Below are 23791 nucleotides of genomic sequence, written 5' to 3' on the forward strand. Positions count from 1 at the left end.
GATTGTTAATGTCAGTGTAGTAGAATTGGCAGGCGATTGCGAGTGTTTCCGGCCAGGTGCGCCAAGCTGATCAAATTATGAGTTTGAGATTAGCTAAAAGAGTTATTGACACACTATATTTTAATGTGTAACATCGAACCTATCAACCGTACCAAAATAAGCACAAGGGTGTGCCGGCTTATTTTGACCATACGGAATAAAGGAGATGGTTTTCATGTGTTCAGGCATGTGTGTGATGTCACGCTTTACGAATAGGAGGCAACGGAATGGACTGGACTGTGATCGCCAAAAGCTTGCCACAATTTGTGGCAGCGTTTTGGCTGACCCTGAAACTCTCCTTGATCGGAATTCTCGCTTCAACCTTCGTGGGGGCGCTTGTTAGCCTAGCGCAGTATTTCAAACTGCCAGGCTTGCGCCAAATCGCGTCGGTTTACATCGAGATATCACGTAATACCCCGCTGCTTGTGCAACTCTTCTTCATTTATTACGGCCTGCCAGGGCTTGGAATGAAGTTGAGTGCGACCGTCAGCGGGATTTTTGGGTTAACTTTCCTCGGTGGCAGTTACATGGCAGAAGCATTCACCAGCGGCTACAACGCGATTTCCAAAGGCCAAATCGAATCTGGTCGGGCTTTGGGTTTCACGAATCTGCAACTGGCGCGCTACGTCGTCGTGCCTCAAGGCTTGGCGGCGTCGGTGCCGGCGCTGGCCGCAAACGTGATTTTCCTGATCAAGGAAACTTCGATCTTCACCGTGATCGCCATTCCGGAATTGACGAACACAGCGCTTGATCTCATTGGTTTATATTATCGCAGCAACGAGTACTTATTTGAACTGGTGGTGGCTTATGCCATCACCTTGATTCCATTATCTTTGGCCTTGACTTGGCTGGAAAGGCGGGTGCGTTATGGCGAATTCGGGCATTAATCTGCTATTCGAAGGCCAGAACTTCCATCGCTTTCTGGCAGGGTTTGGGGTGACCTTGAAGATCGCCGTGATCACGCTGATCTTAGGCGGGATCTTAGGGGTCATTCTAGGGGCCTTGCGTACCATTCATAACCGCCCGCTGCAGCTGGTGTTGCGGCTGTATCTGGAAATTTTTCGGGTCATTCCGACGGTGGTGCTGCTGTTTGTGGTGTATTACCTCTTGCCGCAGATCATGGCGGTTGATATGGACGGCCAAACCGTGGCCATCATCACCTTCACGCTGTGGTGTGCCGCTGAAATGTCTGATATTATCCGCGGGGCATTAAACGCCGTACCAATGCATCAGCGCGAATCTGCCGCGGCCTTAGGGCTGACGCGCTTGCAACAGTTGCGCTATGTCTTGTTGCCGCAAGCGGTGCCGGTGGCCTTGCCTGGGACGATCAACTTGGCAACGCGGATCATCAAAACCACCAGCTTGTTGTTGATGATTTCGGTGATGGACATCGTCAACGTCGGCCAAACCTTGGTGGAAGCCAACGGCCACAAGCACCCGGCGTTTGCCTTTTGGGTGTATGGCATTATGTTCATCATGTATTACATCATGTGCGCGCCGCTGTCTTGGTGGGCCAAGCATATCGAGAAGAAGCGATTGGAGCAGAGTAATGGCTGAATTATTAAGCGTACGTCATTTAAGCAAGGCGTACAACAAGAATCAGATCCTGCACGATATCAACTTTGACGTGCATAAAGGCGAAGTCGTGGCCTTGCTTGGCCGCTCCGGCTCTGGCAAAAGTACCTTGATCCGCACCTTGAACGGCTTGGAACCTTTCCAAGCCGGCGAGCTGTACTTCGACGGGCACAAAATTGAACCAAAAGCGGCGACTTGGCTGAAGCTGCGCCAACACATCGGCATGGTTTTTCAAAGCTATGATTTATTTCCTAATCTCACCGTGTTAGACAACGTCTGCTTGGCGCCAACGAAGGTCGCCAAGCGGCCACGGCAAGAAGTTGAACAAGCTGCCCGACAACTGTTAGAAAACGTGGGCTTGGCAGCTTTTGCCGAACGCTATCCGCGTCAATTATCCGGCGGGCAAAAGCAGCGCGTGGCCATTGCCCGCGCCTTGGCGATGAATCCGGAAATGATGTTGTTTGATGAAGTCACCGCCAGTCTTGACCCAGAAATGGTGCGCGGGGTCTTGGATATGATGGTGGACTTGGCCAAACAAGACATGACCATGATCGTCGTCACGCATGAAATGAACTTCGCCCGCCAAGTCGCCGACCGCGTCTTGTTCCTAGACGAAGGTACCATCACCGCCGACGTGCCGGCAGAAGAATTCTTCACCAACCCGCCAACCGACTCAGCCAAGGATTTCCTAGCCAGCATGAGCTTCTAAACCCAAAGCGCAGCAAAGCGGTTTTAGCGGTGGATATAAGGCGGGATGACGTTTGGGCGATTTATGCCCAAGCGGCGTCACGACTTATATCCCGCCGCGTTGCTTTGCGGAGCTCGACGAAAACCCCAAAGCGCAGCAAAGCGGTTTTAGCGGTGGATATAAGGCAAGATGACATTTGGGCGTACTTGGCCCAAGCTGCGTCACGCCTGATCTCCCGCCGCAGCGTGTCGTATTTTGCATCGACATGCCACATCATCATCAATACCTTCGATGTGGCCGTTTCCTCGGTGCAGCTTGCACCGTACAACTTGCACACAATCGCATTGTATCAAGCTTCATTGCATCATCACTTCATTCCATAAATCCACGAGCGGGGATACGCTCACAATAAAAAGGGGACTCCTCATGAAAAAGAAGCATTTATTAGGTTTATTTACCGTTTTGGCTGCGTTGTTGGTGTTCGCCAGTGCTTGCGGCAAAAGCAGCAGCTCCTCCAGCTCCAGCGCCAGCAATGATGCCGTAGCAAAAATCAAGAAAGCCGGCGTGATCAAAATCGCGGTGTTCGGCGATTTACAACCTTATGGCTGGATCAACAAGTCCGGCAAGCGCGTCGGCTATGACTTGGAATTGGCGCGCCAAATCGCCAAGGACTTAGGCGTTAAGGCCAAGTTCGTGCAAGTTAACGCCAACGGCCGCGTGGACGCTTTGAAAGCCGGCAAGGTGGATATGGTTTTGGCCAACTTTACCGTCACTGACGACCGCAAGCAAGTCGTTGACTTCGCCGATCCATACATGAAAGTGTCTGTCGGCGTCGTATCCAAGAAGTCCAAGGCAGTCACTAAGGTCAGCCAGCTGAAAGGCAAGTCGGTGATCGTCACCAAAGGCACCACGGCGGAACAATACTTCACCACTGACCAGAAGTCCGTCACTTTGCAGAAGTATGATTCCAAGACCCAACAGTTCAACGCGTTGAAGAATGATCGCGCCGCCGCCTTGGCTGATGATAACTCCTACTTGTATGCTTGGGTCAAGAACAACCCAACTTACACTGTCGGCATCAAGACCCTTGGCCCAAGCTCTTACATTTCGCCTGCCGTTAAGAAAGGCAACAAGGCTTTGTTGACTTGGACTAACAAAGAAATCAAGAAGCTCAACAAGAACGGCTTCTTTGAGAAAGATTACCAGAAGGAATTGGCACCGTACTTCGGTTCTGATATCAAGGCTTCTGATATCATCATCACGAAATAAATACGCATAAGGCTATAATAGAAGCGTCGCTGTACCACGATTCAAACTTGAATCGCGGTGCGTCGGCGCTTTTATGACGCGCTTGAAAGGGGCAAAAGTATGCGCAAATGGCACAAATGGCTGATCGGCATCGTGGTGCTGCTGGCTGGGTTAAGCGGGGCTTGCGCAGTAGCTGTGCATCAGTTGACCTATCAGCCGAGCAAGACTGCTGAACAAGCCAATCAAGCTGCAACTCGCAAAGCTTATGGCGATTATTTTCCAGCAGCCAAAGTCGGCAAGCCCACGGTGATCTTCTACCCTGGGGCGTTAGTGGCGCCGCAAAGCTACAGCATTTGGGCCAAGCGGGTGGCTGCTTGCGGCTATCCGGTGGCGATTGTGAAGATGCCGTTGAATTTGGCGGTGTTATCAGGCAATGCGGCAGATAAAGTGGCGACAAGCCGTGCTGGGTATGTGATCGGCGGCCATTCGCTAGGCGGGGTGATGGCGGCACGGTATGCCCACAATCATCCAAGTGCGAAATTGCACGGGGTGTATTTCATGGCGAGCTATCCTGACGCCAAAGGCAGCTTGAAGCATACTGGCGTACCGGTGTTGTCACTGACTGCCAGCAACGATGGGGTGTTAAATTGGTCAGCTTGGCGCAAAGCAAAGGCATATTTGCCAGCTGATGCGCAATATAAGCAGCTAAGCGGCGGCAATCACGCGGGCTTTGGCAGCTATGGTGCCCAACGTAGTGATAAGCCAGCAACCATCAGCGACGCCAAACAGCAGCACTGGATCGCGGCGCAAATGATTGCTTGGCTAAAACTTACGACCAACGACTGAAATTAATTGCGACGAGAGGCGAATGTGGCGTCATCACCTGTCTGATATGCTGAAGCAATCAGACAGGAGGGATGATCGTGAAGAAGATCTTGGGATTTTGTTTGAGTGTGGTCGTTTTGATCGCGGCATTGTTAATGGGTGCCAAGCTGGTTACGGCGCGCAGCAGTTCAGAAATGGCGGCAGTGGTTGATTCGTTTAATCCGCTAGTCAAGCCAACCACGTATTATGTGTTGATCGGCAAACCTAAGCAATACGACAGCCACCACACGCCTATTTACCAACAAACCGCTGCTGCGGCAACTGGACAAACGCGGCCGCTGCAATTTATGGGCATGAAAGAATTGCAAGTGGGCAAGTATTTGGCGATTCAAAGCAAAGGCGCTTATGTGATGAGTTATCATGCCGTTTCCATCAAGCAAGTGCCGCAAGCAGCGTTTAAGGCGCTAAACTGATCGCTCAAAGGTTGGTTAAGGTCTTAAACTTGACGTGACGGCATGTGCTGCAAGGGGTATCCTAGAATCAAGCAAGTTGCAAGAAAGGAGAGTTTCCCCTTGAAGAACAAGCAAAACCTCGCTTTGGCGATCGCAACCGTCACGATTGGCGTGCTGGCCGGGTTAGGCGCCGTGTTGTTAAGCGGCTTCTTGGAATTGGTATTGCATGTGATCTTTAATTTTGCCGAAACTGCCCAACATCCTTATGCGGTGGTGTCGCCGCTGCATCGCGTCTTGGCCATTGTCGGCGGCGGCATTGTCGCTGCGATAATTTGGTGGGTGATCCGCAATCGCCTCAAACCCACCGTCAGCGTCAAAGACGCTGTGGCCGGTGCGCAAATGTCTGGGTTGACCACGGTGCTGCATACTTTCACGCAGATGTTGTACGTCGGCGTCGGCGGTTCAGTAGGCCGCGAATTGGCGCCGCGCGAATTTGCGGCGATGTTGTCGCAATGGTGGCAGCGCGTTTTGCACAAATGGTTACATATCCAATTAAGTCCAGACGATTCGCATTTGCTGGTAGCAGCAGCGGCAGGCGCTGGGTTTGCCGGCGTGTATATCGCGCCGGTCACCGGCATGTTGTTTAGCGTTGAGATCTTATACAAAAAAGTCACCCGCCGCGCGGTGTTAGTAAGTTTAAGCATGTCCATGATTGCCATGGGGGTCGGCTCGCTGTTAAAAGGCTTCAGGCCATATTATCTAGTCGGTCCGCAAGCTTTTGCCCCGAAGATCGTGGTGTTGGCTGTGGTGATCGGCCCGCTTTGCGGCGTGATCGGCGCGTATTTTCGCCGGGCGATCCAATGGGCCAGCTTGCGCCAAGCGCAGCGGCGGCCGCTGTTGTGGCAGCTGCCGCTGGCGGCTTTGATCACCGGCTTAGTGGCGATCAAATTCCCGCAAGTCACCGGCAACGGCCGCGCCTTGGCGCAGTTGGTGTTTAACACCCACAGCACTCAGGTGTTAGGCTGGCTGGTGTTAGGTGCGCTGGTTAAGGCGCTGGTGACACTGCTTAGTCTCAAAGCCGGGGCTGCCGGCGGGACCTTGACGCCATCGATTGCCGTGGGTTCAGCAATTGGCGCGTTGTTAAGCGTGTTGATGCCAAGCCTGCCGCTGTGGCAAGCGGCGATGATCGGCGCGGCGAGCTTGCTGGCAGTGACGCAACAAGCGCCGCTGATGGCGATGTTCATGTTGATCGAAGTCAGCCACTTGAATTATTCGGCATTCTTGCCGCTAGGGGTCGGAATCGTTTTGGCCATGTGCGTGGCCAATTTCTTCTTACCTCAGCGCACCACGCGAGAAGCTGGTGAAACAGAAACCGCCGAGCGCCTGCAAGCCAAAGCCGAGCGGATCTTGAAACAAGAAGATGACGCATAACAAACATCCCCATGCCGCGGCATGGGGATGTTTGCGTTAACGTACTGCTTGCTTGGCATAATAGGCTTGCACCACTTCGGCATCATCAAAATGCTGCTTGGTGGTGCCAATGATTTGATAATCTTCATGCCCTTTGCCGGCGATCAACACAACGTCACCTGCTTGCGCTTGGCTTAAGGCATAGGTAATCGCTTGGCGGCGATCACTCAGCCGCGTGTAAGTGGCCGGATCAAGGCCTGCCACCATTTCGTCAATGATCGCTTCAGGCTCTTCTGTGCGCGGATTATCTGCAGTGAAGATCGGATCGCTGGCTTGTTGAAGCGCGATAGTGGCCATTTGCGGGCGTTTGGCCGCGTCACGATCGCCGCCGCAGCCCACCACACAGAAGATCTTGCGTTTGGCAAAAGCGCGGATCGTGGCCAAAACATTCGCCAAGCCGTCTGGCGTATGCGCATAATCCACGATCACCGTGGCCTTTGTCGGCGTCGGAACAACTTGGAAGCGGCCGCGCACGCCGGAAACTTGCGCTAAGGCGGCAATGATCACCGCTGGTGCGATGCCGCGGGCGTAAGTCGCGCCAAAAGCCGCCAAGGCATTATAGACATTAAATTCGCCCATCAGCTGCAAGTGTACCGGATAACGGCGGCCGGCGATTTGCAGCGTGAACGACGTGCCATGCGCGCCTTGGCGAATATGGGTGGCTTGCAGCATGCCGCGGCCTTTTGTGCCATAGGTGATGATATTGGCAGCGGTACGGCCAACAAGCTTGCGGCCGTACGGGTCATCGATGTTGATGACAGCGGTTTTGACCTTGCGCCCGTGATGATAGCTGTTGCCGAGTTGTTCAAACAATAATGCTTTAGCCTCGAAGTAATTGGCAAAATTCTGGTGATAATCCAGATGGTCTTCGGTAAGATTGGTAAACACCGCCGTATCAAAGTCGATGCCGCGCACGCGTCCTTGTACTAAGCCGATCGACGACACTTCCATGGCACAGGCCTGCTTGCCGGCTTGCACCATTTCGCTTAAGTATTGTTGATTGGTGAAACAATCAGGCGTGGTGTTCACTGCTTTGTGAGTCGTGGTGCCGCCGGTAGTCGCCAAGGTGCCGATCACCCCGCAAGGTTGGGCAGCATGCTGCAGGATCTGGGCGATCAGCTGGGTGACTGTGGTTTTGCCATTGGTGCCGGTCACGCCGACCACATGCAGTTGGGCACTGGGGTCGCCAAAGCAGGCCACCGCCAGTTGCGCCAAGGCTTGGGTGGTGTCTGGTACTTGCACGATTAACGCCCCGGTGGCAGAAACCGGGTGTTGGACGACAACCATGATCGCACCGGCTGCAATTGCTGCTTGAACATGTTGATGCCCGTCGAAATGCCGTCCGGTGATCGCCACAAAACACGCGCCAGGTCTCACTTGGCGCGTGTCCGGCGTTAAAGTTGTCAACGTGGCATGGCGGCTTTTGACCAGGTCTTTGGTGGGTTGATCAAGGTTCATAATATTGGCGCAATCTGCGATTTGCATCGATAACATCCTTCCTGAAGCTGAGCATACAAGTTCTTTGTTGACCACAGTATGCCAAGCCAACCATAAAGTTGGCTTAAACCATTCAGATGTTAAGCAATAGTTGCTGGCCAAAGCTTAGGCTTGTTCGAAGAAAATGACTTCGCGCTGCCAGCAGGCGATCAGTTCGTCGATTTCTTTGGTGTCGAAAATATTCTGCTCCGGCTCAGAGAAATTAACGATGATACTTTCCATCCCAGGGGCAAAGAATAACTTGGCTGCGGCGGTGCAATCAGGGACATAGATTTCGTGTTTGGCGACGCGGCGCTTGAGAAATTCTGCCAGCAGCTCACGCACATGATCGGTGCCAGTTCTTGTGATTGGGGTAACATGCGCTTCGAAATCTGCCCGATAATACAACATGATCGACATCAAATACCAGTTGTCATAGAAGATCTCAACGAACTGGCGGTAGAACAAATGCAAAGCTTCGACCAAGGGCATGTTGTCGTTTTGTTGGATGAGTTGTTCGAGTTTGTCGAACTCTTCTTTGATGTCGCTTAATAGCAGCGCCTTGACGATATCTTTCTTGCCTTGGGGGAAATAGTGATACAAGGTGCTGATGTTTTTGTTGCTCAAAGCCACAATATCACTGACTTTTGTGCTGTCATAGCCTTTGGTTTTGAACAGTTGCTTGGCCATTTGCAAGAATAAGGCCCGAGTCTTATTGTACTGGGCTTGGCGCTGTGATAGTTTCTCCTCCATACCGTTTCACCTCGAAGATCATCGTAACATGAATCTGCCGTCGCAGGAAATAAACTCATCAAGTATTACTTGACGAGTTTATTGTAAGGGGTTACGCTATGAACGTAAAGGAGATGTGAAGAATGTTACTAATTACCTGTGCATACGGCAAAGTCGGCCGTCAAATCGTGCCTTACTTAGCTGGTAAAGGCTTCGATATTCGCGCCATCGACATGAACCCAGACATTAAGCAATTCGAACAACAAGGCGTCAAAGAAACCATGGTTGGCGACAGCCGCGATCCTAAATTTGTGGCCGAAGCCATGAAAGGCTGCGATCGAGTCTTATATATCCCGCCGCAATTTACTTATCAAGAAGCCAAAATGGGCCGCATCGCCATTGATGCAGCAATCAATGCCAAGGTCAAGAAATTCGTCTACTTGTCTTGCATGTACCCGAACATGGATACGCTGCTGCAACACCGCATGAAGGCCGAAGACGAGCGGTACTTGCTGTATCGCGGCGCTGAAACTGATTTAGACTGGTCGGTGCTTCGGCCATCTACCTATCATCAAAATATCTTCATGAAGCTGTTTTATGACATGGGTGAATACCCAAGCATGTGTGACATCGACAAAGTTGTTTCTTGGGTCGATCCCTTGGATGTTGCCGATTGTGCCAGCAAGATGCTCACCGAAGACGGCTTTAAGTACGCCATTTACACTTGCAGCAACGAGACAATGACGCCGCGCGAAGTGGCGGCGGTGATGAGCAAAGTGTCAGGCAAGACCATCACGCCGATTTCGGTACCAGAAGATCAATTAGTCAAATACTGGCCGGATTATTTCGCCGGCAGCGACAGTTTTGCCACGGAATGCTTCTATGCGCTGCGCAAGTCTTACAACAAGTGGGGCTGGGCCGGCAACAATCAGCAATTGTTGTCGCTGCTTGACCACAAGCCGCGTTCTGTCGCTAACTGGTGCGCACGCCAGTTGGTCGCAGCCGGGATCAAACCTGCCATCAGCGTTGAAGCAACTGAGCAATAACTAAAGGAGAAATTCAGATGAGTGATAAACAAGCAGTTGTAACTTTGATCACCGGGGCTGAACGCGGCATGGGGTTTGTGCATGCCAAGGCGTTAAGCGAACATGGGCAACATGTTTTCATGGGGGCTTATGATATGGCGCTTGGGCAAACTGCCGCCAAGCAGCTGCAAGATCAAGGCTTGGATGTAACGCTAGTGCATTGTGACATTACCAATCGCGAATCGATCGATGAAACGATCCAAACGATCCAAGACAAGTACGGGTATTTGAACATTCTGATCAATAACGCCGGCATTTCCGGCCCGCAAGGCGTGATGCCATCGGCGACGACTGAAGCCGATTTGCGCAAGGTGTTTGAAACCAACTTCTTTGGTACCGTGGCCATGACCCAAGCCGCCATCCCGTTATTGAAACAAGCGCCTTTTGGTAAGATCATTACTGTAACCTCCGACATGGGGTCGCTAGGCTTGGCCACGGATCCGCAATCGATGTTCTCAAAGATCGTCGCTTTCCCGTATCAAGCGTCTAAAACCGCGTTGAACGCCATGACCATCGCCTATGCCAAAGAGTTCAAAGGCACCACCATCACGGCTAACTCGGTTAACCCAGGGATGACCGCCACGGATCTGGTCAACAAAGAAGAATTTGCCAAGCACGGCGCCAAAACCGTTGATGAAGGCGCCAAGCGCACCATCGAATTGGCGTTGTCACCAGACAACAAGCTTAACGGCACCTTCACTGAAGAAGACGGGATCGTGCCGTGGTAAACGCCGCGATCGCACAAAAATAGCGCCAGTCATCACATTTGTGATGATCGGCGCTGTTTTTGTGGAGATTGGGTTATTTGGCTGAAGCCAACAAGTTGGCGATGTTGTTCAGCGCGTCTTGGGCGATTTGCATCGCATCAGGATCGATTTCAAATTCCGGTAAGGTTTCGTCGGTGTAGTGCAACAAAGCACTGGCGCGGGCCACCATGTCATACCAGTTCTGGAACGGCATCTTGGTGATGGCGCCATTGATGGCACTTGGCAAGGTCTGTAAGAGCTGGTTGATGACTAACTTGGCTTGCGTCAAGGTTTCATCAGGCACTTGCGTTAAGCTGGTGGCTTTGTTGGCTAAGCGGAACAAGCGCTCGGCGGCGATCAACACCGGGTTGTGATAGCCGGCTTGTTGCTGGACGACGCTGTGGTCGTCTAACATGTACTTCTGCAAGCCGATCATCGAGAATAAGGTCACTTGATCACCGACAACAGCACCTAAATCAGCCAAGCGGGTGATGCCGCATTCGGCCAATTGATCTTTGGTGAAGGTCAATGCAGCATGCGCGGCGAAGTCACTGTATTGAATGGCAATGGTGGACTTGGAGTCGCTGGTGCGCAGCATGAACATCACGTCTTTGCCGGTTTGGGCTTTGACATAAGAGTTCAACATGCGCGCCGCAACGGCCAGTTGTTCGTCTTCGATTTCATTGCGGCGATCCAAGGCAATGCGTACCTTGTTAGGCAAGTTCTCGATTTGCTGCAGCACACGCAAGATCGTGGCGATGTAAGGATATAACACGCCAAAGCCTAACGCGAAGTTGCCGGTGTCAGATTGCGGCGAGTAAACCACGAAGTTCTCGGCTTGATCAGAGTGGGCTTGTGTCAACATTGCCGCGATTTGTTCGTGGCTCTTGCCGCGGGCTTTGACCTCGTCGCCTGGTTGCCAGCCGAATGGATACAAGGTGTTGGTGAATTGATCCAAGGCATGGGCGTTGTCTTGGTTGACCAAGGTCACGCCGATAAACATGTTGCGTTGATAATCGTTGCCATGGACAAAAGATTCATCCACAAACAACTGCAGGGTTTGATTGTGCTCATGTAGCAAAGGATGCGCCACAGTTTGCACGTCTGGTTTTGGTGCCGGCTGTTCGCTGGTTGTTTGAACCACTGGCGTCTTGGCGCGATGCACAACTGGGGTGTTGTTGGCCGCTTCAGCCGGCTTGGTTTCGGCTTTAGCAACAGGCTTAACTTCGACTTCAGGCTTGGCTTGAGCTTTAGGCTGTTCAGCTGCTTTGGCAGTTTGTTTAGCTTGAGCTTTAGGCTGTTCAGCAGCTTTGGCAGTTTGTTTAGCTTGAGCTTTAGGCTGTTCGGCTGCTTTGGCAGTTTGTTTAGCTTGAGCTTTAGGCTGTTCGGCAGCTTTGGCAGTTTGCTTAGCTTGGGCTTTAGGCTGTTCGGCAACTTTGGCAGTTTGTTTAGCTTGAGCTTTGGCGGACTTGGCTGGTTTTGCAGCAGCTTGGCTGCGCTTGGCGGCTGGTTTTTCCGCTTTCGTCGCGGCTGGTTTTGGATCCATGCTGCCGACTTTGGCTTGGGATAATTCTTCAGCCCTGGCGGCCATTTGTGCCGTGTTAGACTTGGCTTGCGGCTTGGTGTCGTGGGCCTTGGCGTCTTGCAAGGCTTCTGGCACGATCGGTTCGCCATCGATTTGATGGATCACAAACCGCTGCTTAGCCGCTTGTTGGCGCTGGCGGCGCGTTGGCCGCTTCAAAGCGGGCTTTGTCTCAGCCGCTTCAGCAGTCGTTTGCTCAGGCTTTTGTGCCTTGGCTGCCGCTTTTGGCGTTGCTTGGCGCTTAGTGGCAGGCTTGGCTGGTTTGGCAGCGGGTTGCTTGGCTGCTTGATCGGCAGCCTTTTTGGCAGCGGCTTGCTTAGACTCGTTGGCAGGCTTGGCTTTGCGTTGGCGGGTTTGGCGCTTGGGTTCAGCCGACTGTTCAGCTTTGGCCGCACGGGCTTTTGGCTGGGCAGGCGTGGTTTCTGGCGTGGCGGCTTTAGGTAATTCGCCTGGGCGCGTGGCCACGATGTCTTTGTGTTCGTCGATGAAGCGGTTGACCTTAAACATCACGGCTTGGCTCATCTTAGTGTCTTTGAGCACCTTACGCATGCTCGACGGTGAGATGCCGATCAGCTTGGCGGCCTGCGTCAAGCTGAGGTGCTCGGCACTCATGATTTGTTTCAAATGGAAGGCGGTGCTACCATTCATAAATTGTTCCTCCTAATAAATGGCCGCCTGAAATCGGCGACAGTGGGTAGATGTGAGCGCGAGGATCGACAACAGTGAATACCGGCATAACCCAAGGCATGCCGGCACTCGACTGAAGGCTCAACGATGTGCTCACGTTAAGCGTACAACACTTTAATCTTTTTTGCTGAAAAATTCGTCTAAAATTATGCCAATCGTGCAAAATCGACGTTAACTAAATGCTGTAGTAGCCATTTCGATAAAAGTCTGCAGCGGTTCATTAAGCTGGCGTTCTTGGTTATAAGCGATTTGCACTTCGGTTTGAAAAACGCTGGCATCCAAGGCCACACACACCACTGCATGGTCTTTGAGATAAGACTTGGGCATCGAATTCGGCACAATGGTAGCGCCTAAGCCGGCAGTGGCCAGCACACAGGCGGTGGTCAAATTCGGCGTTTGCAGGATCTGGTTTGGGGTGATGTTGTATTTGGTTAAATATGCGGCAACTGTGCGCTGATAATCTGAATCTGGCGTTTCGGCGATGAAGTCCACGCCGTTAAGCAAAGGCGCCGCGTCTTTGATCGGCGATGCCGGCAGCTTCGCCGGGGCCAAGGCTTTGGGCAATACCAGCATGCCGCCGTCGTTGTATAAGTGGCGATAGGCTAAGGCCCGATTATAAGCCGGCGTGACGCCGATATAAATGTCTAAATCACCGTTATGCACCAGCTGCTGCAAAGTTTGGGAATCGCGTTCGAGAAGCTGTACTTCGATTTGCGGATAATGGCGATGAAAGCGCGGCAAGATCCGCGGCAAGATAACTTGGGCTAAGCTGGGATTGATGCCGATGGATAATTGCCCTTGCAAATCGGTAGCGTAAGCTTGCAAGTTGTTGCTCATGGTTTGATACGCTTGGGCCAAGCCCTTGATCTTGGTGAGGTAATATTCACCGGCGTAAGTGAGCTTCAAAGGGTGGGCGGTGCGATCGATAAATTCGCAGCCAAATTCTTTCTCTTGGGTGCGAATGATCTTTGAAACAGTGGGTTGAGTCAAGAATAATTCATTAGCGGTTTGGGAAATGTTACCAGTGCGCGCCAGACTTTCCAAGATCTGGATCAGTTGATTCTCGCGATCAAATAGTGCCATGCATGCTGCCTCCTGCTGGGACTTTCCTATAGTATGCCAATTATGGCATAAAGACGCAAGAAGTGAATTTACGGTATAATGGCAGTATCGGATACCAGGAGGAATATTTTGGCAAACAAACGGTATTGGCTGCTGACAATATTAATGTTCGTGTTAGTCGGCTGCAGCCGCCAGCAGCAGGCGACTAACAAACTCAATGTGGTAACCAGTGTCGACTTTTACGCTGAAGTCGCCAAGGCGGTGGTCGGCACACATGGTCATGTGCATAGTGTGATCAATGACCCGGCAGTCGACCCGCATGATTTCACGCCGACTGTTGCAGATGGCAAGCTGGTGGCGCAAGCTGATGTGGTGTTGGCCAACGGCGCCGGCTACGATTCATGGATGAGCAAACTCACTGCTGCAGAGCCGCATGTGGCAGTGGTGTCTGCTGCCAAAGTCGTCGGCGTGCATGATGGGCAGAATGAACATATTTGGTATAACCCAACGGCCATGCCCAAACTGGCCAACGCCTTAGCCAAGCAGTTAAGCAGAAGCGACCCGAAACACAAAGCCGCTTATGAAAAAAATGCGCAACGCTACATTCAAAGTCTTAAGCCGCTATTGGCCACGATCGACAGTTTGCGCGCCAAGCAGCCAGGCCAGTTGGTGGCGGTATCGGAGCCGGTATTTGATAATGCCTTGCATTATTTAGGTTATCAAGTGGCTAATCCGCATTTTGCCAGCGCGGTAGAAGAAGGCACTGACCCCAGTCCCGCTGATGTCAAGGCGCTGCAAAGCCAAGTGCAAGCCGGTAAGATCCGCTTCTTTGTGCGCAACACCCAGGTGCAAAGCGCCATTGTGGATAATGCCGTGGCAGACGCCAAACAACATGGGGTGCCGGTGTTAGACGTGACGGAAACGCTGCCGAAGCATTTGACTTATACCAGCTGGATGACCAAACAATATCACGCGTTGGCCAAGATCCTGCAGCAATGAAAAGAGGAGATCAAGGTGACACTCGATTATACTAAGCAAGCACAATGGCCCAATGGCTTTGGCCAGCAGCAATCGCCAGTGGCCTTGCATGATGCTAAGTCAGTTGGGGCATTAAACCTGACCGTTACCAAGCCTTATCAAATGACGCAAGAACTTGATGACGGTACCACCATCAAGCTGTTAGGCAGCGGGGCCGTGACGATTGGCGAGCATTCGTATCACGCGGTGCAGGCCCATTTTCACTCACCGGCAGAGCATTCAAGCGACCTGGCTGCAGGCTTTGAGGTGCACTTCGTTCATCAAACGGCTTTAGGTCAGCTGTGCGTGGTGGCGGTGTTGTTGCCGCTTGGCGCCGCTAATGCCACCGTGCAACAAGTGATCGACCGCTTCGCGCATGATCAGCATTCAGTAGCGATCGATTTGACGCCGTTGTGGCCCAAACACGGGCAAGGCTTCCATTACCTGGGCTCTTTGACCACGCCGCCATTGACTGAAGGCGTGGAATGGTATGTGCTGCAAAACCACGACTTGACTTTAAGTGCTGAGCAAGCCGCATGGTTTAGGCAAGAATTTGGCGCCAACAACCGCGACTTGCAGCCGCTGGCCAAGCGGGTCGTGGAACGGTTTGATTTTTGACGAGAATGTTGAAAGCGCACCTGACGCGAATTAATGTTTACCTGGTTGATCAGAACGCCAAAAAGGTGCCGATGTCTGCAACAATGGGATGAAAACTGTCGTGATTATTTTCAGTTGAACAACTTGAATGTAGCCAGACACTGCACTGGACGGTTTGTATTGGACTTAGGCCAGGTGCATAATAATCTTTTAAACAATTTCTGGCAAGATGAGGGGCTGCTGATGTATCGATACTTTATCCAACCGCAGTTGAATACGGTGAATAACACCTTGATCGGCTATGAGTTGCTGATGAAGACCCACACCAAAGACGGGTGGCGGCCGCCGGCGCATTTTTCCGATATTCCAGCACATATTGTCGCGGATGTGTTAGTCGCCACCACCAGCCGCTTGGCGCTGAAGATCCCGTCGGTGTCGGTGAACTTGAATCGCACCCAATTGCTTGATCCTGAGGTCAACACCGCCTTGATCAAAGCCCAGAATCACTTGCGGCCGGTGAAACTGGTGGTCGAGCTGACCGAAGAAGAAAGTGATCGCAATGTGGCTTTGGCGGAACTGCTGCCGCAGATCAAGCGCTACTTGGCGCGCGGCATGGAGCTTTCAATCGATGATGTCGACTCTGGGGATAACGACTTCAGCCATGTTGAAGAATTGCTGCCTTATGCTTCTGAGATCAAGTTTGCCTTGCAGAATTTTCCCGACGGCTTAGAAGATCCTCAGTTGCATACCCGCGTGGAATTGTGGCGCGATATTGCGCAAAAGCAGAACCTGCGCTTCATTCTGGAAGGCATTGAAGATGCGCATGATGATGAAGTGGCCAATCAATTGCACATTGATTTGCGCCAAGGCTATTATTATGGCAAGCCGCACTTGTTGCGTTTGGCCCAAGATGATCCGCGCTAAATAGTGGAGGGGAATATGAGAATCGTGATTGTTGGCTGCACCCATGCCGGCGTTGCAGCCATTAACACCATCAAGAAGTTTCATCCAGAAGCTGACGTGGTTGTGTATGAGCGTGACGATAACGTTTCTTTCTTGTCATGCGGGATCGCGCTGTACTTATCTGGCGAAGTGGCGCATCTGGAAGACATGTTCTATGAAACTCCAGAACATTTGGCCAGCTTAGGCGTGAGTGTACACACCCGCCATGATGTGCTGCAAATCGACGCCAAAAGCCAAACCTTGAAGGTGCAGGACTTAAAGTCTAATGCAGTCTTTTCGGATCATTATGACAAATTGATCGTCACCACTGGCTCTTATGTGCAAGTTCCGCCGCTATTTGGGATCGATGATCGGCGGGTACTGTTGTGCAAAGATGCCAAACAAGCAGACGCCTTACACGTGGTGGCCAAGCGCAGCCGGCGCATTGTGATCGTCGGTGCCGGCTATATCGGAGTGGAGTTGGCGGAAGCTTTGACAGGTTTAGATCATGACGTGACGCTGCTGCAAGGCAATGCGCAGCTGTTAAACAACTACATTGATCCGGACATGTCGGCGCAACTGGTGGCCAAGCTGAAAGAATATGGCGTTAATGTCCAGCTTAATGCCCGGGTAGAAGCTTTTGAACATGACAATGAAGCAGAGCCGGTGATGGTCCAAACCGCCAATCACAGTTATCCTGCAGATATGGTGATCGTCTGCACCGGCTTTCTGGCTAATACCAGTTTGTTGACGGGACAAGTGGCCATGGATCGCCATGGTGCGATCTTAACCAACAAGTGGATGCAAACATCCGATGAGAATATTTACGCTGCCGGGGATGCTTGCACTTCGCACTTTAATCCTACCGGCAAGCCGGCTTATATTCCGCTGGCGTCTAATGCGGTGCGGCAAGGCTATGTGGTTGGCCGCAATGTCTTTGGCAATGTGCAAGCAGATCTTGGCACTCAAGCGACCACGGCGCTGCGGGTGTTTGACGATAACTTAGGCACCACCGGGTTGACTTTGGTCAATGCGCAAAAGCAAGGGATCCCAGCTTCGGCAGTGACTTATGTCGGCCCATATCGTCCGGCGTTTATGCCAACGCACCCCGATGTGAAGATCACTTTGGTGTATCATACCGAAGATCATCGCATCTTAGGGGCGCAGCTGTTGAGCCAACACGAAATCACCCAAAGTGCCAACGCTTTATCTATCGCCATTCAAAACCGCAACACCATTGAACAACTGGCGTATCAGGATATGCTGTTCAATCCCCATTACGACCAGCCGTTCAACTATTTGAACTTGGTGGCACAATTGGCGGTCGAACAAGCTGACAAACAACAAGCTGAGCCATAAAGTCGTTTGCGTTACTTGGCGGGTGATTTGCGCAATCGCCAAGTGGAACGTAACGCATCACGTTAAATACCGCATAATGATCAGTCTGCAAGGCCGATCATTGTGCGGTATTTTGACGTGGTGACACAACAATTACCCGATCAGCGCAGTGCGATCGGGTAATTGAGTGATTCGGTTATGATTCATTGCGTTTGCGTTTGCATAGGTACCCAGCAAGTGTTGGCACTTGCTGAGGGACTGTGTACGTCCTGGTTTGCCTGGTTTTTCATGGGCACAGGCTTCATCGCGTGCAGTCGGCTGACGCTCTGGACGAGCGGACCACAGCTTTGAGGGATAGCCTCGCGCTGCCAGAATGGTCCGTTTCGGGGAGAAGGGAACAGGCAAGCTTGGCCTTCGCTTGTCTCCGCCCCCCGGGAGCTCGTGAGGTTAAGATGCCATCTTCAGCAGCTAAATGCAAGCGCTTTTCTAACATTTTACAATAAATTTACAAAAGGCAAAAATTCGTGTTATGCCGCGCTGCTTCGTATAATTAAGGCAGACGAGAAAGGGGGTTGCACCATGGTAACCAAAGCAGCCAAACAATTACTCAGCGGTATTGTTGATCGGCCGAAGAATTTGTGGATCGTGAATGCTGCCGGCGTCGTTGTTGCCCAAGAGGTGTTGTTGATCCGCGTGTTTAGCGTGGCGATGCGTCGGCGGCAAATTGAGAACGCAGGCATCGAGACAGTTGGCTTAGCGGTGACGCCTGAGTTGATGGCAGCAGAAGCGCCGATCCGCTACGCCAATGAAATCGCTGTGCAAGGCCGCTTGCAACAAGTGCTGGTGGTCACGCATCCGGCGTATCGCGGGCAAGTGGAACAAGTATTCAAAGCCGGTCGCGCCAAGATCTTGCAGCTGCAGGCGACTTGGAGTGCCCATTATCTGGGCAAATCTGACAAGGCCGTTAAAATCGCCAAGCAGCTTGCTGCGGCGGTCAGTGCCTGGCCGATGGATCTAAGCGGCTTAGATCGTTATCAACGCCGAGCAAAGCGGGTGGTGCGCACACTGCCTGAGGCCGCGTTGGTCAAGTTTGCGGCGATGCAGGCGCATCAGCGCAAACTTTACCGCCAGACTCTGGATGCGGTAGCAGATTTTGCAGTGCCGTTAGTGATGATCACCAAGCCCACCAAACGGGTATACACCACCCCGCTTTTCGGCCGGATGCAGCGGCCCAGAGCTGCGGTGGACAAAGCGCGCTTGCAAGATCCCGCATACTTGCATCAACAAGCCCAAGAAATCATGTTGGATTACCAATATGATCAAGCCCACCACTTGCCGCTGGCGGCTAAAGGCATTCCGCTAAGCGCCGCTGAACTGGCCAAGTGGCAGCGCACAGTAGATGCGCAATATTATGGCCAAGGGGCATAGCCGCCGCTGTTTTTTACCGAAAATTGAGCCAGAATGCGCGGGGGTTTGTGATAAGTTAGTTGCGATTATTATTCGCTTCCACAACGCCCCCATTAGCTAAGCAGCAAACTGCACCAGGTGTGAGTTTGCAAGGCTTTGACCAATACTGCGCCGCTTAGAAGGCGTTGTTGTTGTAAGCGTTCTTGGCCACATTTGATGTGACATTATTGTTAGTTTGAAACTATCGACACCACGTTTTGTGAAGCGCATACTTTGACCAGCAACATGGCCAAGTATGCGTTTTTTTTGGAGGAATAAATATGACAGCAGCTATTGAACTGATCGACGTGCACAAGCGTTTCGGCAACCATGAGGTGCTCAAAGGGGTCAACTTCGCCATCGAGCCTGGCACCATTGTCGGCTACATCGGCCAAAACGGTGCCGGCAAAAGCACCACCGTGAAGCTGATCTTAGGTTTGATCACCGCCACACAAGGCGAGATCCGGCTTTTTGGCGAGCCGATCCGCCAAGAAGATTCGGCGTATAAGAAGCGCATCGGCTATGTCCCAGAAGGCGCCGACTTGTTTGATGCGCTGACGGCGCGGGAATATCTGGTGATGATCGGCCAGCTTTACGGCTTAGACGCTGCCGTCGCCGATCACAAAGCGGAAGGCATGCTGCAATTGTTAGGGTTGGGGCATGCGGTGGATTCGCGGATCGCCGGTTTTTCCAAGGGGATGCGGCAGTTGGTGTTGATTTGTGCCAGTTTGTTGCATGATCCGGATATTTTGTTTTGGGATGAGCCGTTGAACGGGTTGGATGCCAATGCGGTGTTGGTGGTGGAAGAGATCTTGATGCAGCTGCGCGACGCCGGCAAAACGATTTTCTATTCCAGCCACATCATGGATGTGGTGCAGAAGCTGTCTGATCGCATCTTGCTGCTCAACGACGGGCAAGTGGTGGCTGATGGGGCGTTTGGCGAGTTGGTGCAAGATCAAGACACCAGCTTGCAACAGCTGTTCAACCAATTGACCGGCTTTGAAGAACACGGCCAAACCGCCGCGGCCTTCGTGTCCTTGGTTCAAGGAGGCGACGCTGATGGCGATTAATGGTGTTGCCGCTGTCGGCAAAATGTTGCGCCGCTATGGCGTTGATGCCGCGCAGTTTCAGCTGTTGGTAGCAAATAAGCGGCGTTTGGCCAATCGCGACACGAGTTTAGGTTTAGGTATTTCGTCTAATAAGCCCAGCACGCATGCCTTGCGCAACAGCTTGTTAATGGACCTGTTGATCGGCTTCTTCTTGATGCTGTTGTTATGGATGATGGGTCCTGCAATCGGCTATACCATGTATTATGCGACATTCATGTTGTGGTTGTTCATGGTGATGCTGACAGGCTATTCGCCGCTGATGCTTGATCCCAAAGACCGCAATCAATTCTTCACCCGCGGTGTTTCGGCCAGCACCATTAATGCGGCGCGCTTATATGTGGTGGGCTGGTATTTGTTGTTGAACACCGCAGCGTTAGGCGTCTTTGCCTTGGTCCCAACCGTGTTGCGTTTTGGGGTGTTAGCAGCCGTCTTGTTTGCCGTGGGCTTGCTGTTGTGCGCCGTTTTCTCTTTAGTGGCAGCGTTATTGGTGTATTTGTTGGTACTGCGCTTCTTTGATGGCGAGCGGTTAAAGAACCTGTTGAACTTGTTGCAAATTGCCTTGATGATCGCTGTGTATGCCGGCAGCCAGATTCTGCCGCGGCTGAGTATTGGCAGCGGCAGTGGTGCCAAGCATTTGGCTTGGTGGCTGTTATTGACGCCGCCGGCTTGGTTTGCCGGCTTGCCCACAGTGGGCAGCTTAACGGCGCAAGCCAGCGATTGGATCGCGGCAGGCTTGGCGATCGTGGTGCCGGTGGTGATGGCGTGGTTTTATGCGCGGCATGCGGCCAACTTCGAACAATATTTAGCCAAGTTGGACACCGCCAACGACGCGGTGCGCAAGTTAGGCTGGTATTACCGCTTGTGTCGGCGCATCTTTGCCGCCAAGCCCACGGTCAGCGGCTATTTCTTGTTGGCTTGGCAACATTTGCGCCAAGAGCGCGAGTACAAATTACGCGTGTATCCCAATTTGGCTTACATGATGGTGGTGCTGGGGGTATTGGTGTTGAATTTCAATCGCGACAGCAAGAACCTGTGGCAAAGCATGGCGCCTTTTCTGCCTTATGTGGGGCTGATGGTGGCGATGTCCTTGCCGCTGGCGGTGATCAACTTGAACTTCAGCGACCAGCCGCAGGCGATGCGGGTGTTTACTTATGTGCCGTTTGCAGAACACGGTGCGTTGGTGTTGGCAACAGTTGAAGCGCTGTTTGCCCGCTTGATCGTGCCGATCGTGTTGATATTAGGCGTATTTGGCATCGCTGGTGTCGGGGTGCGCGGGGTCTTGAGTTTGGCGGCAGTGTTGGCAGTGGATTACATGGCGACGTTATTGATCGGCCGTCAATTGCTCAGCCGCGGCCTGCCTTTTGCCGCGGCGTTTGACCCGAATCGCAATGCCGCTTCCGGTGCGGTGATCGTGCCGGTGTTCTTAAGCATGGCGATCAGCTTCGGGTTGATTTATGCAGGCGCCTACTTGCACGCGTGGTGGTTTGATTTGGTATTGTTAGTGGCAGCAGGCGGGGCGGCTTGGCTGATTCGCAGAAGCTATGCGCAGATCTGGTTTGAACTGCAGCAGCGGGATATGGGGAATTAGAATGGCAGTAACAGATTGGTTATGGGTCGCCGCGTTTGTCGCGGCATGCTTGGCGGTGGTGGCCTTTAATGCGGTTAAGCAGCGCGCGCAATTGCGCCAGCGCTTGGCGGCTGCTTGGCATCAGCGCCCAACGCGGCAGGTGCATGACAGCCCGGCGAGTTTGGCAGAAGCTGATCGCGTTTATGCAACAGCACATCCTGGCGCCAGCCGCGTGGATGATTTGACGTGGCGTGATTTGAACATGCAAGCGGTGTTTGATTTGCTCAATCAAACTGAATCCAGCGTCGGCAGCGAAGCGTTGTACGCGCGCTTGCACAACATCGATTTCACCAAGCCGCAAGTGGCAGAAGACTTGGCGGCGTTTTTTGAAGACAATGCGCCAGCGCGCTTGGCGGTGCGCACAGCTTTTGCACATTTGGGCAAAACCGACCACAATCAAGCCCAAGACTACTTGCAAAATGCCGAGCACTATCGCTTGCCCAATTCGTGGCATTACACGGTGATGGGCTGGCTGCCGGTGGCGGCTTTGGTGTTAATCTTCGTGGTGCCGGTGGCAGGGATCGTGTTGTTGTTAGCCAGCTTGCTGACTAATGTAGTGGTGTACACCCAGCGCAAAAGCCGCTTGGAAGTTGAACTTGGCGCGATGCGGTATTTGATTCAAACCATTGCGGTGGCCAAGCATTTATGCCGCATCCCAACGCCGCGCCAAGCTGCCTTGCAGCAAGCTTATGCGCCGTTGGCCGCGATCAGCCGCCACGCGTTTGTTTTCCGCACCAAAACCGGCAGCACCGGTGATGTGGCAGGCGATTATTTAGGCATCATGCTCATGTTGCCGTTTCGCCAATACAATCGGGTGTTGACGACTTTAAGTCAGCAGCGTGAAGCGGCCTTGGCGGTGTGGGCGCTGTTAGGCGACTTGGAAGTGGCCATTGCTGTGGCCAACTTCCGCGGCTTTATGCCAGTTACCTGCCAGCCGCAGTTTGCCCAAGGTGGCGTGCAGGCCACAAACTTAGTGCACCCGCTTTTGACCAAGCCGGTGGCCAATGATGTCGCTTGGTCACAAACCGCGCTGATCACTGGCGCCAACGCGGCTGGGAAGTCCACTTATGTCAAAAGCGTCGCCATCAATTGCATCTTGGCGCAAACCATTAACACTGCCACGGCGAAGACTTTCCGGATGGCGCATGGTCATGTGGTGTCAGCTATGGCGGTACAAGACGATTTAGCCGCCGGCGACAGTTACTTCATCGCCGAAATCAAAGCGATCCGCCGCGTGTTGCAATTGGCGCAAGGGTCCCAGCGAGTGTATGGGTTCATTGACGAGATCTTAAAAGGCACCAACACCGTTGAGCGCATCGCCGCCAGCGCCAGCGTGGTGCAGTGGCTGGTGCATACGCAAACCCTGGCGATGGTGGCCACACATGATATCGAACTCACCGGCATCTTAGGTCAGCAGGCGGTAAACTGGCATTTTCAAGAAACTGTCGATCTTGCTGGGGTGCACTTTGATTATCGCTTGCATCAAGGCCCAGCCACAACGCATAACGCCATTGCGCTGCTGGCGACGCTGCAGTATCCAGAAGCGATTACCGAGTCCGCCGAGCAGCTGGCACATACCTTTGAAACGACACATGCTTGGCCGCAAGCAGGGGAGTAGGGCCAGACTGGCTTCGCTACACCAGTCCTGCGTTATTTCCGACAGATTAGATGGCTGATGGATCAATGGTTGGTTGGAATCCGTTATTGCGATAAGCTGCCTTGGAAGTTAACGGTATTGGGTGAAGCGGGTACTATTCGGTCACTTAGTACTGTTTGCTTTGTCGGGCACTGCGGGCAATGCGGCTGTCAAGCAGATGGTAGACTGACCAGGTTGTTGCAATTTGCGACTGGTGTAGGACCGGGGTTGCGAAGTGGCGTGGGGCAAGCGGCGGTCAGGCCGTGAAACGATCAGCGCAGTAAGACAAGCGGGCTTTGCTTGGCTTACTGTGCTGATCGCGGCAAGAATTTAGACGTGCAAAGTGAGCAACGCGAGCGTACGGTTAAATTCTTAGGTGCAAAACGCGCGCCCTTTGCGCGGTTGAAACCGG

The 23791-nt window shown here is 52.6% G+C and carries 22 protein-coding genes; 18 read left to right on the plus strand and 4 right to left on the minus strand.

The genetic code is table 11. From position 1 onward, the window contains the following. The first annotated feature begins 266 nt into the window (after nucleotides 1-266). The 8 genes from ACGG90_RS04430 to ACGG90_RS04465 all read left to right on the plus strand — a co-directional run bounded on the left by ACGG90_RS04430 (nucleotide 267) and on the right by ACGG90_RS04465 (nucleotide 6258). Nucleotides 267-926, plus strand: a complete 660-nt coding sequence (locus ACGG90_RS04430; RefSeq protein WP_390406356.1) for an amino acid ABC transporter permease — start codon at nucleotides 267-269, stop codon at nucleotides 924-926. Next, nucleotides 907-1596: an amino acid ABC transporter permease gene (locus tag ACGG90_RS04435; RefSeq protein ID WP_390406358.1), complete on the plus strand. Its 690-nt coding sequence runs from the start codon at nucleotides 907-909 to the stop codon at nucleotides 1594-1596. The genes ACGG90_RS04430 and ACGG90_RS04435 overlap by 20 nt, the downstream gene beginning before the upstream one ends. Continuing rightward, entirely contained in the window at nucleotides 1589-2323 is a 735-nt protein-coding gene (locus ACGG90_RS04440; protein WP_390406360.1) for an amino acid ABC transporter ATP-binding protein, read from the plus strand. Before ACGG90_RS04435 ends, ACGG90_RS04440 begins: the two co-directional genes overlap by 8 nt. A gap of 152 nt (nucleotides 2324-2475) precedes the next feature. After that, the gene (locus ACGG90_RS04445; protein ID WP_390406363.1) at nucleotides 2476-2685 is read left to right on the plus strand and encodes a hypothetical protein; all 210 of its coding nucleotides are present in this window, start codon (nucleotides 2476-2478) and stop codon (nucleotides 2683-2685) included. Between the two features lie 43 nt (nucleotides 2686-2728). After that, nucleotides 2729-3571 (plus strand): transporter substrate-binding domain-containing protein, encoded by an 843-nt coding sequence (locus ACGG90_RS04450; RefSeq protein ID WP_390406366.1) that lies wholly within the window; start codon nucleotides 2729-2731, stop codon nucleotides 3569-3571. 99 nt (nucleotides 3572-3670) lie between these two features. Beyond that, nucleotides 3671-4396 carry an alpha/beta hydrolase gene (locus ACGG90_RS04455; protein WP_390406369.1) on the plus strand — a complete coding sequence of 242 codons (726 nt, stop codon included), beginning with the start codon at nucleotides 3671-3673 and terminating at the stop codon, nucleotides 4394-4396. A gap of 77 nt (nucleotides 4397-4473) precedes the next feature. Continuing rightward, nucleotides 4474-4848: a YxeA family protein gene (locus tag ACGG90_RS04460; protein ID WP_390406371.1), complete on the plus strand. Its 375-nt coding sequence runs from the start codon at nucleotides 4474-4476 to the stop codon at nucleotides 4846-4848. A 99-nt stretch (nucleotides 4849-4947) separates the two neighbouring features. Beyond that, nucleotides 4948-6258, plus strand: a complete 1311-nt coding sequence (locus ACGG90_RS04465) for a chloride channel protein (protein ID WP_390406373.1) — start codon at nucleotides 4948-4950, stop codon at nucleotides 6256-6258. A gap of 36 nt (nucleotides 6259-6294) precedes the next feature. Here the strand turns inward: ACGG90_RS04465 and ACGG90_RS04470 are convergent, their stop codons facing one another. After that, nucleotides 6295-7782, minus strand: a complete 1488-nt coding sequence (locus ACGG90_RS04470; protein ID WP_390406375.1) for a UDP-N-acetylmuramoyl-L-alanyl-D-glutamate--2,6-diaminopimelate ligase — start codon at nucleotides 7780-7782, stop codon at nucleotides 6295-6297. A 117-nt stretch (nucleotides 7783-7899) separates the two neighbouring features. After that, the gene (locus ACGG90_RS04475; RefSeq protein WP_390406378.1) at nucleotides 7900-8526 is read right to left on the minus strand and encodes a TetR/AcrR family transcriptional regulator; all 627 of its coding nucleotides are present in this window, start codon (nucleotides 8524-8526) and stop codon (nucleotides 7900-7902) included. A gap of 122 nt (nucleotides 8527-8648) precedes the next feature. Between ACGG90_RS04475 and ACGG90_RS04480 the strand changes: the two genes are divergently transcribed. Both ACGG90_RS04480 and ACGG90_RS04485 read left to right on the plus strand, forming a co-directional pair. Continuing rightward, a complete protein-coding gene (locus ACGG90_RS04480; RefSeq protein ID WP_390406381.1) occupies nucleotides 8649-9551 on the plus strand; it encodes an SDR family oxidoreductase in 903 nt (300 codons plus the stop codon). Nucleotides 9552-9568: 17 nt separating this feature from the next. After that, on the plus strand, nucleotides 9569-10318 hold the full coding sequence (locus ACGG90_RS04485) for an SDR family NAD(P)-dependent oxidoreductase (protein WP_390406384.1): 750 nt from the start codon (nucleotides 9569-9571) through the stop codon (nucleotides 10316-10318). 73 nt (nucleotides 10319-10391) lie between these two features. On the opposite strand, the gene ACGG90_RS04490 is transcribed toward ACGG90_RS04485, so the two are convergent. Both ACGG90_RS04490 and ACGG90_RS04495 read right to left on the minus strand, forming a co-directional pair. After that, nucleotides 10392-12566, minus strand: a complete 2175-nt coding sequence (locus ACGG90_RS04490; RefSeq protein ID WP_390406386.1) for a hypothetical protein — start codon at nucleotides 12564-12566, stop codon at nucleotides 10392-10394. 210 nt (nucleotides 12567-12776) lie between these two features. Next, nucleotides 12777-13688, minus strand: a complete 912-nt coding sequence (locus ACGG90_RS04495; protein ID WP_390406387.1) for a LysR family transcriptional regulator — start codon at nucleotides 13686-13688, stop codon at nucleotides 12777-12779. Between the two features lie 78 nt (nucleotides 13689-13766). Here ACGG90_RS04495 and ACGG90_RS04500 point away from each other — a divergent pair, with 78 nt between their 5' ends. The 8 genes from ACGG90_RS04500 (at nucleotide 13767) to ACGG90_RS04535 (ending at nucleotide 23361) form a co-directional block, all read left to right on the plus strand. Then, nucleotides 13767-14666, plus strand: a complete 900-nt coding sequence (locus ACGG90_RS04500; RefSeq protein ID WP_390406390.1) for a metal ABC transporter solute-binding protein, Zn/Mn family — start codon at nucleotides 13767-13769, stop codon at nucleotides 14664-14666. A gap of 15 nt (nucleotides 14667-14681) precedes the next feature. Then, nucleotides 14682-15302, plus strand: coding sequence for a carbonic anhydrase family protein (locus ACGG90_RS04505; RefSeq protein ID WP_390406391.1), 621 nt, complete (start codon nucleotides 14682-14684; stop codon nucleotides 15300-15302). Between the two features lie 222 nt (nucleotides 15303-15524). After that, nucleotides 15525-16205 (plus strand): EAL domain-containing protein, encoded by a 681-nt coding sequence (locus ACGG90_RS04510; protein WP_390406393.1) that lies wholly within the window; start codon nucleotides 15525-15527, stop codon nucleotides 16203-16205. 15 nt (nucleotides 16206-16220) lie between these two features. Next, nucleotides 16221-17582 carry an FAD-dependent oxidoreductase gene (locus ACGG90_RS04515; protein WP_390406396.1) on the plus strand — a complete coding sequence of 454 codons (1362 nt, stop codon included), beginning with the start codon at nucleotides 16221-16223 and terminating at the stop codon, nucleotides 17580-17582. Between the two features lie 558 nt (nucleotides 17583-18140). Further along, nucleotides 18141-18989, plus strand: a complete 849-nt coding sequence (locus ACGG90_RS04520; RefSeq protein WP_390406397.1) for a hypothetical protein — start codon at nucleotides 18141-18143, stop codon at nucleotides 18987-18989. 299 nt (nucleotides 18990-19288) lie between these two features. Then, the gene (locus tag ACGG90_RS04525; RefSeq protein WP_390406400.1) at nucleotides 19289-20077 is read left to right on the plus strand and encodes an ABC transporter ATP-binding protein; all 789 of its coding nucleotides are present in this window, start codon (nucleotides 19289-19291) and stop codon (nucleotides 20075-20077) included. Beyond that, nucleotides 20067-21704, plus strand: coding sequence for a hypothetical protein (locus ACGG90_RS04530; protein ID WP_390406403.1), 1638 nt, complete (start codon nucleotides 20067-20069; stop codon nucleotides 21702-21704). The genes ACGG90_RS04525 and ACGG90_RS04530 overlap by 11 nt, the downstream gene beginning before the upstream one ends. A gap of 1 nt (nucleotide 21705) precedes the next feature. Further along, complete coding sequence (locus tag ACGG90_RS04535) at nucleotides 21706-23361, plus strand: MutS-related protein (protein WP_390406405.1); 1656 nt, start codon at nucleotides 21706-21708, stop codon at nucleotides 23359-23361. The last annotated feature ends 430 nt before the right edge of the window (nucleotides 23362-23791 follow it).

Origin of the sequence: Lacticaseibacillus jixiensis (genome assembly GCF_042847315.1) — a bacterium.
GTDB classification, from domain to species: domain Bacteria; phylum Bacillota; class Bacilli; order Lactobacillales; family Lactobacillaceae; genus Lacticaseibacillus; species Lacticaseibacillus jixiensis.